At 61.8% G+C, this 12,547-nt stretch carries 7 protein-coding genes; all 7 read left to right on the top strand.

Annotation, left to right across the window (positions count from 1 at the left end):
* A partial coding sequence (locus ACTQVX_RS08250; protein WP_441560843.1) for an IS3 family transposase occupies window positions 1-232 on the top strand: 232 nt, incomplete at its 5' end.
* Window positions 233-671: 439 nt separating this feature from the next.
* Complete coding sequence (rpoB, locus tag ACTQVX_RS08245; RefSeq protein WP_441033108.1) at window positions 672-4,100, top strand: DNA-directed RNA polymerase subunit beta; 3,429 nt, start codon at window positions 672-674, stop codon at window positions 4,098-4,100.
* A gap of 6 nt (window positions 4,101-4,106) precedes the next feature.
* Window positions 4,107-8,582, top strand: a complete 4,476-nt coding sequence (locus ACTQVX_RS08240; RefSeq protein WP_370450532.1) for a DNA-directed RNA polymerase subunit beta' — start codon at window positions 4,107-4,109, stop codon at window positions 8,580-8,582.
* Between the two features lie 439 nt (window positions 8,583-9,021).
* Entirely contained in the window at window positions 9,022-9,399 is a 378-nt protein-coding gene (gene rpsL, locus ACTQVX_RS08235) for a 30S ribosomal protein S12 (protein WP_154514699.1), read from the top strand.
* Window positions 9,400-9,472: 73 nt separating this feature from the next.
* Complete coding sequence (gene rpsG, locus ACTQVX_RS08230) at window positions 9,473-9,946, top strand: 30S ribosomal protein S7 (RefSeq protein ID WP_006235013.1); 474 nt, start codon at window positions 9,473-9,475, stop codon at window positions 9,944-9,946.
* A 19-nt stretch (window positions 9,947-9,965) separates the two neighbouring features.
* Window positions 9,966-12,065 carry an elongation factor G gene (fusA, locus tag ACTQVX_RS08225; protein WP_154514697.1) on the top strand — a complete coding sequence of 700 codons (2,100 nt, stop codon included), beginning with the start codon at window positions 9,966-9,968 and terminating at the stop codon, window positions 12,063-12,065.
* A gap of 60 nt (window positions 12,066-12,125) precedes the next feature.
* Entirely contained in the window at window positions 12,126-12,434 is a 309-nt protein-coding gene (rpsJ, locus tag ACTQVX_RS08220; protein WP_427717612.1) for a 30S ribosomal protein S10, read from the top strand.
* The last annotated feature ends 113 nt before the right edge of the window (window positions 12,435-12,547 follow it).

Here is a 12,547-nt window from a genome sequence, read left to right as displayed (position 1 = left end):
CAGGAGCATGTCCGCCAAGGGCTGCAGCCCGGACAACGCGGCGATGGAGGGCTTCTTCGGCCTGCTCGAGAGGGAGTTCTGGCACGGCAGGGACTGGTCGGGCTGGACCCCCGCCCGCTTCATCGAGGAGCTCGGGGGCTGGATCGGCCGATACAATACGGAGAGGCGCAGCGATGCGCTCGGCGGCCGCACGCCGGCCGAGTTCCGCGCCGCGCTGGGAAGGGCCGCGTAACGGTCCAAGAAATCGTCCGCAGTCCCCGGCTCAGGACGGGATACAGTTTCCCAAACAGGGCTCAATCGGAAACTACGACCCAGTTTGAGGCCTCAAAACGGGACGCAGTTTCCGCCCGATCAGCCTTCGCCGCCATTCCGCCATTCAGCGACGCGCATCAGCAACTCTGTTCACAGAAAATATATGAACAGGTGTTCGATGCATACCAATCTACCTGCGCATTTTCTGTCAAAAAACTTTGCTACTCCAAAAACTCAATCGCGTCAAGGCTTTTCTTGCCCAACGGTCGGTACCTGATAAACTATTAGGTTGCGATAACTGGCGAAGCTATGCCTCGCCAACCCACCGAGCATTTCCGTGAAGGAGGAAAAACCTGGTGACCTACGCATACACTGCCACTGAGCGCAAGCGCGTCAGCTTCGGGAAAATCCCGGAGGCCATGGAGCTCCCCAACCTTATCTCTGTTCAAAGGGAATCCTTTGAGCGTTTTAAGGACGAGGGCCTTCGTGAGGCGTTTAAGGAATCCAGCCCCATCCAGAGCCAGAACCATGTTCTCGAGGTTACCTTCGGCGAGCATCAGTTTGGCGACCCCGCGCACACCGTCGAGGAGTGCCGCGAGAAGGATATGACCTATCAGGCTCCGCTTCTGACCGACGTCCGTCTCACCAACAAGGAGACCGGCGAGATCAAGGAGCAGCTCGTCTTTATGGGCGACTTCCCCATGATGACCGATCAGGGCACCTTCATCATCAACGGTACCGAGCGTATCGTCGTCTCGCAGCTCGTCCGTTCCCCGGGCGTGTACTTCAGCTCCGAGATGGATTCGGGCAAGCAGATCTACAAGGCTCAGATCATCCCGTCCCGCGGTGCCTGGCTTGAGTTTGAGGTCGACAAGCGCGACCAGCTCATGGTCTCCATCGACCGTAAGCGCAAGCAGAGCGCCACGATGTTCCTGCGCGCCCTTGGCATCGCCGTCACCAACGACGACATCATCGAGCTGCTCGGCAACTCCGATGTGATCAAGCGCACCCTCGAGCGCGATACCGCCCTTACCCGCGAGGATGCTCTTATCGAGATCTACCGTCGCCTGCGCCCGGGCGAGCCTCCCACCGTGGATGCTTCCCGCAGCCTGCTCGAGGGCCTGCTCTTCAACCCGCAGCGCTACGACCTGGCCCGCGTCGGTCGCTACAAGGTCAACAAGAAGCTCAACCTCACTACCGAGGAAGAGTTCACGGTGCTCACCGACGAGGATATCGTCGCTACGCTGCGCTACCTTCTGTCCCTCGCTGCCGGCGAGCAGGGCTTCAAGGTTGACGACATCGACCACTTTGGCAACCGCCGTATCCGCACCGTCGGCGAGCTCGTCGCCAACCAGTTCCGTATCGGCATGAGCCGTATGGAGCGCGTCGTCCGTGAGCGCATGAGCTCCCAGGACATCGACGAGATTACCCCGCAGTCGCTCATCAACATCCGCCCGATCGTGGCCTCCATCAAGGAGTTCTTCGGTTCCTCGCAGCTCTCGCAGTTCATGGACCAGGCGAACCCCCTGACCGGTCTGACCCACAAGCGCCGTCTGTCCGCACTCGGCCCTGGCGGTCTTGCCGGCCACAAGTCGGGCTCCAGCCGCCGCACCAACGTGCCGACGGCCGTCCGCGACGTTCACAACTCGCACTACAGCCGCATGTGCCCGATCGAGACCCCCGAAGGCCCCAACATCGGCCTGATCGGCTCGCTTGCCCTCTACGCCCGCGTCAACGAGTATGGCTTCATCGAGGCCCCGTTCCGCCGCGTCGAGAACGGCGTTGCCACCGACCAGATCGACTGGATGACCGCTGACGAGGAAGAGAAGCACGTTATCGCGCCGGCCAACACGCCGCTCGATCCCAAGACCAACGAGTTCATCACGACCGATGCCGAGGGCAAGATCGTCCGTCCGCATTCCGTGATCGCCCGTACCCGCGACTTCGACGGCTCCTTCGGCGCTCCCGCCGACGTGCCCGTCGAGGACGTCGACTACATGGACGTCTCGCCGCGCCAGATGCTCTCCGTCGCAGCCACGCTGATCCCGTTCCTCGAGCACGACGACGCTAAGCGTACGCTCATGGGCGCCAACATGCAGCGTCAGGCCGTGCCGCTGGTTCACCCCGCCGCTCCCTATGTCGGTACCGGCATGGAGCGTCGCGCCGCCCTGGACTCTGGCGAGGTCACCCTGGCCAAGAACGCCGGCGAGGTCATCTTTGCCGACGCCTCCAAGATTATCGTCAAGCATGCCGGCGGCATGGACGAGTACCACCTGGCCAAGTACCAGCGCTCCAACCAGTCCACCTGCATCAACCACCGCCCGCTCGTGCGCGTCGGCGACACCGTTGAGCAGGGTGAGCCTCTGGCCGACGGTCCTTCGACCGATCACGGCGAGCTCGCACTGGGCCAGAACCTCACCGTGGCCTACATGCCGTGGGAAGGCTTCAACTACGAGGACGGTATCGTCGTGTCCGAGCGCCTGGTGGCCGAGGACCTGCTGACGACCATCAACATCACCCGTCACGAGATCGACGCCCGCGATACCAAGCTCGGCCCCGAGGAGATCACTCGCGAGATCCCGAACCTCTCCGAGGACATGCTTGCCAACCTCGATGAGGACGGCATCATCCGCATCGGCGCTGAGGTCGGCCCTGGCGACATCCTGGTCGGCAAGGTTACCCCTAAGGGCGAGAGCGCTCTGACTGCCGAGGAGCGCCTGCTGCGCGCCATCTTCGGTGCCAAGGCTCACGACGTTCGCGACACTTCCCTTAAGATGCCTCACGGCGCTTACGGCCGCGTCATCGACGTCGTCCGCTTTAGCCGCGAGAACGGCGACGACCTGGCCCCCGGCGTCAACGAGCAGGTGCGCGTCTACGTCGCCCAGCGCCGTAAGATCCAGCAGGGCGATAAGATTGCCGGCCGCCACGGCAACAAGGGTGTTATCTGTAACGTTCTGCCGGTCGAGGACATGCCCTACATGGCTGACGGTACCCCGATCGACGTTATCCTCAACCCGCTGGGCGTTCCTTCGCGTATGAACGTCGGCCAGCTGCTCGAGTGCCACCTTGGCTGGGCTGCTGCCTGCGGTTGGGATACCGAGGATGCCGATTCCGACAAGTACGTCCCCGGTCCGTTCTTTACCGCGACGCCCGTCTTCGACGGCGCCAAGGAGGACGAGATCGCCGAGGTCATCCGTCGTGCCAACAAGAATATGCTCAACAAGGCCACCGCTGCCTTTGGCGATCACATGCGCCCCGAGTTTGTCACCCAGCTTGACGAGCGCGGAAAGACCCGCCTGTTTGACGGCCGTACCGGCGAGGAGTTCCGCGAGCCCATTACCGTGGGTACGTCCTACATCCTCAAGCTCGGTCACATGGTCGACGACAAGATCCACGCCCGTTCGACTGGCCCTTACAGCTTGGTTACCCAGCAGCCGCTGGGCGGCAAGGCCCAGTTCGGCGGCCAGCGCTTCGGCGAGATGGAAGTTTGGGCACTGTACGCATACGGTGCTTCCAACGTCCTGCAGGAGATCCTGACCGTCAAGTCCGACGATACCGTGGGCCGCGTCAAGACCTACGAGTCCATCGTCAAGGGCGAGAACGTCCCGGTTCCGGGTATCCCCGAGTCCTTCAAGGTTCTCGTCAAGGAGATCCGTTCCCTCGCACTGGACATCGAGCCCATGCGCGATGCCGACGAGGACGCCTCCGCCCCCGTGACCGCCGAGGAAACCTCTGCCCTCGATGACCTGGCTGCGCTCGCCGGCGTTGACGCCGACGTCGAGGCCCAGGATGCCGAGACCGCCGAGGCACCTGAGGCTGTCGCCGCCACGACCACTGATAAGGAGTAGTTGACTGTGGCAGATTTCGAAGCTACTGAATTTGACTCGGTAAAGATCTCCCTTGCCTCCGCCGACCAGATCCGTTCCTGGTCGCACGGTGAGGTCAAGAAGCCGGAGACCATCAATTACCGTACCCTCAAGCCCGAGAAGGACGGCCTGTTCTGCGAGAAGATCTTCGGTCCCGCCAAGGACTGGGAGTGCTCCTGCGGCAAGTACAAGGGCATCCGCTTTAAGGGCATCGTCTGCGAGCGCTGCGGCGTCGAGGTCACCTCGGCCAAGGTGCGTCGCGACCGCATGGGCCATATCGAGCTCGCCGCTCCCGTGTCCCACATCTGGTACTTCAAGAGCCCCACGAGCTTCCCGATGAGCCGTATGCTCGACATCAAGTCCAAGGACCTCGAGAAGGTTCTGTACTTTGCCAGCTACATCATCACCGAGGTCGACTACGAGGCTCGCGAGGCCGACGCTGACGACCTGCGTGAGGAGCTCGCCGCCGATCTGGAAGAGATCGACGCCGAGTGCGCCCGCCAGATCGAGTCCCTCAAGGAGCAGGGCAACCCCGAGAACTTTGACGAGTTCTCCGACGAGGAGCCGCTGACCCCCGAGGAGATCGCCTCCGGCATCGTCGACATCGAGGAAGAGTGCAAGGACGAGAAGCAGCTCCGCACGGACGCCTTCAACGCCTTCATGAAGCTCACCGAGCGCGACCTCATCTCCGATGAGCCGCTGTTCCGCGAGATGACCCGTTACTACTCCATGTACTTCAAGGGTGGCATGGGTGCCGAGGCCGTCCGCGACCTGCTCGCTGCCATCGACCTCCCCTCCGAGGCCGAGAAGCTCAAGGCCATCATCGCCGACGAGGACTCCCAGAAGCAGAAGCGCGAGAAGGCCGTCAAGCGCCTCGAGGTCGTTGACGCCTTCCTGAAGGGCGGCAACAGCCCCGCGAACATGATTCTGGATGTCATCCCGGTCATTCCGCCCGATCTGCGCCCGATGGTCCAGCTCGATGGCGGCCGCTTCGCCGCGTCCGACCTCAACGACCTGTATCGTCGCGTGATCAACCGTAACAACCGACTCAAGCGCCTGCTCGACCTGGACGCCCCTGCGATCATCGTGAACAACGAGAAGCGCATGCTCCAGGAGTCCGTGGACGCCCTGTTCGACAACGGCCGCCGTGGGCGCCCGGTCTCTGGCCGTGGTGGTCGCCCGCTTAAGTCGCTCGCCGAGGCCCTCAAGGGCAAGCAGGGCCGTTTCCGCCAGAACCTGCTGGGCAAGCGTGTCGACTACTCCGGACGTTCGGTAATCGTTACCGACCCCAAGTTGCTGCTGCACCAGTGCGGTCTGCCCAAGACCATGGCGCTGGAGCTCTTCAAGCCCTTCGTCATGAAGCGCCTGGTCGAGCTTGGCAAGGTCGAGAACATCAAGGGCGCCAAGCGCGCTATCGACCGCGGTGCCACCTTTGTGTGGGACATCCTCGAAGAGGTCATCGACGGCCGTGTCGTGCTGCTCAACCGTGCACCGACCCTGCACCGTCTGTCCATCCAGGCCTTTGAGCCGGTGCTGGTCGAGGGCAAGGCTATCCACCTGCACCCGCTGGTCTGCGCGCCCTTCAACGCCGACTTCGACGGCGACCAGATGTCTGTCCACGTGCCGCTGTCCAGCCAGGCTCAGGCCGAGGCCCGCGTGCTCATGCTCTCTGCGAACAACCTGCGCTCGCCGGCATCCGGCAAGCCGGTCAACATCCCCTCGCAGGACATGATCATTGGTGTGTACTACCTGACCCAGGTCCGCGACGGTCTGCCGGGCGAGAACCACGTGTTCTCGAGCTTCGACGACGCGCTGCACGCCTATGACTGCCGCTCCGAAGTCGACATGCAGGCCAAGATTCAGGTCCGCGTGTCCGCCGAGAACGCCAACGTCATCAACGAGGACGGTACCCGTATCTTCCGCGTCAAGAACGGCAAGAACGAGTTCGTCGACTACGATGTCACCGGTAACAAGACCGCACGCTTCGAGACTTCTATCGGCCGCATCATCTTCAACCGCCAGTGCCTGCCCGAAGACTACGAGTTCATGAACTACAAGATGGTCAAGGGCGATGTGGCCAAGCTGGTTGCCGACTGCTGCGATCGTTACCCCGAGGCCAAGGTCGGCCCGATCCTCGACTCTATCAAGTACTCCGGCTTCCACTACGCTACCCGCGCCGGCCTCACCATCTCGGTGTGGGACGCTCTCATCCCTGCCGAGAAGCAGGAGCTGCTCGACCGCGCCCAGGCCAACGTCGACCAGATCAACGAGTACTTCGAGGAGGGCTTCATCAACGAGACGGAGCGCCACATCGAAGTCGTTAACGAGTGGACCGCTTGTACCGATAAGGTCGCAGCGCTCATGCTCGACATGTTCGACGAGGAGAACCCGCTGTACATGATGGCCGACTCCGGCGCCCGTGGTTCTAAGACCCAGCTGCGTCAGCTCGGCGGCATGCGTGGCCTGATGGCAGATATGTCCGGCGAGACGATCGACCTTCCCATTAAGGCGAACTTCCGCGAGGGCCTGCTGCCGCTCGAGTACTTCATTTCGACCTACGGCGCCCGTAAGGGCCTGGTCGATACCGCATCCCACACCTCGGACTCTGGCTACCTGACCCGTCGTCTGGTCGACGTGGCCCAGGACGTCATCGTCCGCGAGGAGGACTGCGGTACGCACGAGGGCGTCACCTACAACCTCATCATTCCCGGCACCACCGACCTCAACACCGATCTTGTCGGCCGTTGCTTTATTGAGGACGTCGTGGCTCCCGATGGCACCGTGCTCTTTGAGCAGGACGGCTATATCGAGAAGGTCGCCGACATCCAGAAGATGGTCGATGCGGGCCTTAAGAAGGTCAAGCTTCGCGCGCTGCTCACCTGCCGCTCCAAGTACGGCGTGTGCCAGAAGTGCTACGGCTGGGATCTTTCCACCCGTCGTCCGGTCGCCATCGGTACCGCAGTCGGCATTATTGCCGCCCAGTCCATCGGCGAGCCCGGTACGCAGCTTACGATGCGTACCATTCACTCCGGCGGCGTCGCTGGCGTCGACGATATTACGCAGGGTCTGCCTACGGTCAGCCGTATGTTCGATATCGTCGGCAACGTCAACGAGAAGATCCTGGGTCGCGAGGCCGAGCTGGCTCCGTACTCCGGCCACCTCTCGATTAAGCCCGAGAAGTCCGAGTACGTGCTGACGCTCACCGACTCCGAGGATCACACCCGTGTCCTCGACGAGCGTCGCGTTCCCGCTTCGGTGCGCTTTATGCCCGAGATCGAGGACGGCTGCGAGGTTCGCGCCGGCGACCAGATCACCAAGGGCTTCGTCAACTTCCGCAACCTGCGCAAGCTGACCGACATCGAGTCGACGATGCACACCTTCGTCGAGAGCGTCAAGGACGTCTACACCAGCCAGGGCGTCGACCTGAACGACAAGCACATCGAGGTGCTCGCACGTCAGATGCTGCGTCGCGTTCAGATCACCAACCCCGGCGACTCCAAGTACCTGCTTGGTCAGTACGTCGACCGCTACGAGTTCGCCGACGAGGTCGAGCGCGTTGCCCGTCTGGGCGGTCAGGCTCCCGTGGCTGAGCCCGTCATCTTGGGTACGCTCAAGGTTGCGTCCAACATCGACTCCTGGCTGTCGAGCGCTTCGTTCATCCGTACCGCCGGCGTCCTTACCGAGGCTGCTATTGAGGGCAAGGTCGACCACCTGCTCGACCTTAAGTCCAACGTCATCGTCGGTAAGAAGATCCCGGCTGGTACCGGCCTCAAGCCGTACGCTAACGCCAAGCTGACGTATCGCACGGCCGACGGCTATGTGGACATCGATGGTCCGGCTTCGCCCAACGCCAAGTCGCTGCCCGAGTGGGCTCCCGTGGAGCTCAAGGACCTGGACGAGCGGCTCCCACAGCAGCTCGACTGGGCCGGCTACGACGAGTTTGGCGGTGCCGACGGTTCGTTCACCCGCAACGGCCACACCATCTCCGCCGAGAAGGCTCGCCTGTACCTGTTCGACGACCTGGGCGTGTCGCAGCGCTGGACCAACAAGTTCAGCGAGGTCGGCATCGAGACGGTCGGCGACCTGGTTGGCAAGTCCGAGGAGGATCTGCTGCGCATCGATGGCATCGGTGCCAAGGCGATCGAGGAGCTCCGTGACGGCCTCGAGGCCCACGACCTGCTCTACATCCTCGAGAACAACGACGACGTTGCCGACGAGGAAGACCTCTCGCAGCTGCTGCAGATGGTCTTTAGCCCCGACGGTCCGGACGACATCCTGCTGGGCACCTCCGCTCCGACGCATCACGCCGATGCCGACGAGGAGCTCCTGGGCGCCCCGATCGACGACAAGAAGGCTTCCGCCAACGGTGCCATCAACGAGGACATGGCTTCCCTCGACGAGCTGCTCAACCAGCTCGTGGACACCGACGATGCCGAAGAGGCCAAGGACAACGACGGGGAGTAATTTCCCAGTACGTTAACCGCCCTTCCAAAGACCCGCTCCCCAACAGGGGAGCGGGTCTTTTTTTGTTGAGGAACGTTGCCCCGACGAGTACGTCGGATTTCCGGTCCGGGCGGCCCTGGGGTTAAGTTTGTCGCGAGTTCCGCACGAGCCGGAGGCCACTTAATGTGGCCTCCGTGCGAGCCAGGACTGTAGAGCAGCAAACTTAACCCCAGGGCCGCCCGGACCGGAAATCCGCCCTCGCGCACAGGAGGGGATTCCTTTTGTGTAGGCTTTGCGGAAATGTGGCTATTTTAGGATACGCCCGGCGGCGTGGTCTGTTGACGACACAGCTAACGGCACGTATCCTATCGAACTGCGTGTTTCGTAGGGGGATGCTGACCCCTCGATTCAAGCCGTTGCACTTTACAGAAAGCTGGAATCATTCGAGAAGGAGTACGCTTTGCCTACTATTAACCAGCTGGTTCGCCAGGGCCGTCGTTCCGCGCCCAAGAAGTCCAAGAACGCTGCTCTGCAGCACAACTCCCAGAAGCGCGGCGTGTGCACCCGCGTCTTCACCACGAGCCCCAAGAAGCCGAACTCGGCGCTTCGTAAGGTTGCCCGTGTTCGCCTCGTCAACGGCATCGAAGTTACTGCTTACATTCCGGGTGAGGGCCACAACCTGCAGGAGCACTCCATCGTGCTCGTCCGCGGCGGTCGTGTTCGCGACCTCCCTGGTGTCCGTTATCACGTCATCCGTGGCGCCTACGACGCTGCTCCGGTCCAGAACCGTATGCAGGCCCGTTCCAAGTACGGCGCTAAGCGCCCCAAGGCCAAATAAGCCAGATAACGTTTTGATACTTTCGCCGTGTGCCGCCTAAGCGCCGCACGGTAGACACTTAAGGAGATTTCACATGCCGCGTCGTGCAGCAGCTAATCGTCGTGAGGTTCAGCCTGACGCCGTTTACAACAACCGCCTGGTGACTCAGCTCATCAACAAGGTCCTTCTTGACGGCAAGAAGGCCACCGCTGAGCGCATCGTTTACACCGCTTTCGAGATCGTTGCCGAGAAGTCCGAGGGTGGCGACGCTCTCGCTACCTTCAAGAAGGCTATGGACAACGTCAAGCCCACGCTCGAGGTTAAGCCCAAGCGTGTCGGTGGCGCTACCTATCAGGTCCCGATGGAGGTCAACTCCCGTCGTTCCACCGCTCTGGGCATCCGCTGGATCGTCAACTTCTCCCGCGCTCGCAAGGAGAAGACCATGGCTGAGCGTCTCGCAAACGAGATTCTGGACGCTTCCAACGGCCTGGGCGCTTCCGTCAAGAAGCGTGAGGACGTCTTCAAGATGGCCGAGGCCAACCGCGCGTTCTCTCACTATCGTTGGTAAGTTAAGGTAAGGAACTAACATGGCTAAGGCTAAGCACAAGCTTTCCGATACCCGTAACATCGGCATCATGGCCCACATCGATGCCGGTAAGACCACCACGACCGAGCGTATTCTTTACTACACCGGTAAGACCCACAAGATCGGTGAGGTCCATGAGGGCGCTGCCACCATGGACTGGATGGTTCAGGAGCAGGAGCGCGGCGTAACCATTACCTCCGCTGCTACCACGTGCTTCTGGAACAAGGACGGTAAGGACTACCGCATCCAGATCATCGACACCCCGGGCCACGTTGACTTCACCGCCGAGGTCGAGCGCTGCCTGCGCGTCCTCGATGGCGCTGTCGCCGTCTTCGACGCCGTTGCCGGCGTCCAGCCCCAGTCTGAGACTGTTTGGCGTCAGGCTTCTACCTTCAACGTTCCCCGCATCGCCTTCATCAACAAGTATGACCGCGTGGGCGCTGACTTCTTCAACGCTATCGAGACCATGAAGGATCGTCTCGACGCTAACGCCGTGGCCGCTCAGGTCCCGATGGGCGCCGAGGACAACTTCTGGGGCGTCATCGACCTGGTCACCATGACTGCATGGGACTTCAAGGCCGACGAGAAGGGCATGACCTACCCCGAGCCGATGGACGAGATCCCGGCTGAGTTCGCCGACATCGCTGCCACCAAGCGCGAGGAGCTCCTCGACGCCGCTGCCAGCTTTGACGACGAGCTTATGGAGAAGATCCTCATGGAGGAGGACTTCACCGTCGAGGAGCTCAAGGCTGCTCTGCGCAAGGGCGTTCTGGCCAACGAGCTTAACCTCGTCTTTGTGGGCTCCGCCTACAAGAACAAGGGCGTTCAGGAGCTGCTCGACGCTGTCGTCGACTACCTGCCCAGCCCGCTCGACGTTGAGGCCGTCACCGGTACCGATCCGGAAACCGGCGAGGAGATCGTGCGTCATCCCTCCTTCGACGAGCCCTTCTCCGGCCTGGTCTTTAAGATCATGACCGACCCGTTCGTCGGTAAGCTCACCTACGTCCGCGTTTACTCCGGTCGCGCCGAGTCCGGCTCCTACGTGGTCAACGCCTCCAACGGTCAGCGCGAGCGCCTCGGCCGCATCCTCGAGATGAACGCCGCCGAGCGTATCGACCGTGACGACGCTTGCGCCGGTGACATCGTCGCCTGCGTCGGCTTCAAGAACTCCACCACCGGTGACACCCTGTGCGCCGAGGGCAAGGAGATCGTCCTCGAGAAGATCGAGTTCGCCAAGCCCGTTATCGACGTTGCCATCGAGCCCAAGACCAAGGCCGAGCAGGACAAGATGTCCCTGGCTCTGACCAAGCTCGCCGAGGAGGACCCGACCTTCACGGTGTCCACCAACCACGAGACCGGCCAGACCATCATCGCCGGCATGGGCGAGCTGCACCTCGAGATCATCGTTGACCGTCTGCTCCGTGAGTTCAAGGTTGACGCTAACGTCGGTAAGCCCCAGGTTGCCTACCGCGAGACCGCTGGTCACGACGTCGAGAGGGCTGAGGGCAAGTTCGTCCGTCAGTCCGGCGGTCGCGGTCAGTACGGCCACGCCGTCATCAAGCTCGAGAAGATGGAGGAGGGCTTCGGCTACGAGTTCGTCAACGCTATCGTCGGCGGCGTCGTGCCCAAGGAGTACATCCCGTCCATCGACAAGGGCATCCAGGAGGCCCTGAACACCGGTGTTATCGCCGGCTTCCCGGTCCTCGACGTTAAGGTCACCCTGTTCGACGGTTCTTACCACGAGGTCGACTCCTCCGAGGCCGCCTTCAAGATCGCCGGTTCCATGGCTATCAAGGACGCCCTCAAGAAGTCCGATCCGCAGCTGCTCGAGCCGATCATGGCTGTCGAGGTCGAGACCCCCGAGCAGTACATGGGCGACGTTATGGGCAACCTCTCCGGTCGCCGCGGCAAGATCGAGGGCATGGAGGATCGCAAGAACACCAAGCTCATCCGTGCCAAGGTGCCGCTGGGCGAGATGTTCGGTTACGCTACCGACCTTCGCTCCCAGACCCAGGGCCGTGCATCCTACACGATGCAGTTCGACTCTTATGAGCCTGCGCCCAAGTCCATCGTGGACGAGGTCATGAGCAAGAACGCCTAAGTTCGAGCTCCCTGTTACGTAATCCGCGAGAACATCTCTCGCACTCTTTGGAGGTTTAAGTTGGCTACCCAGAAGATCCGCATTCGCCTCAAGGGCTATGATCACGAGGTCGTCGATCAGTCCGCGAAGCTCATTGTCGAGACCGCTCAGAAGACCGGCGCTCGCGTTTCCGGTCCTGTCCCCCTGCCCACCGAGCGCAACCTGTACACGGTTATCCGCTCGCCGCACAAGGACAAGGACTCCCGTGAGCAGTTCGAGATGCGCACCCACAAGCGCCTCATCGACATTCTCGACCCCACCTCGGGCACCGTTGATTCGCTTATGCGTCTCGACCTCCCCGCTGGCGTCGACATCGACATCAAGCTCTAAGCTTTTTGCTCGATAGTGCGATTTGTAAGGCCGCAGCCCTAAGGGTTGCGGCCTTTTTTGTATCGATGGGGTAAAGGGTCTACACTACTGAGCTATTCGATAAACGGGTGTAT

The organism is Collinsella sp. LCP19S3_A6 (assembly GCF_052122015.1).
GTDB lineage: Bacteria > Actinomycetota > Coriobacteriia > Coriobacteriales > Coriobacteriaceae > Collinsella.
Note: the sequence above shows the minus strand (reverse complement) of the source record. Positions and strands in the feature narration are given on the sequence as shown.

What these genes read in the sequence shown, in the direction of transcription:
- rpsG (WP_006235013.1), top strand. Translation starts at nt 9,473, where the DNA reads ATGCCGCGTCGTGCAGCAGCTAATCGTCGTGAGGTTCAGCCTGACGCC.
- fusA (WP_154514697.1), top strand. Translation starts at nt 9,966, where the DNA reads ATGGCTAAGGCTAAGCACAAGCTTTCCGATACCCGTAACATCGGCATC.
- rpoB (WP_441033108.1), top strand. Translation starts at nt 672, where the DNA reads ATGGAGCTCCCCAACCTTATCTCTGTTCAAAGGGAATCCTTTGAGCGT.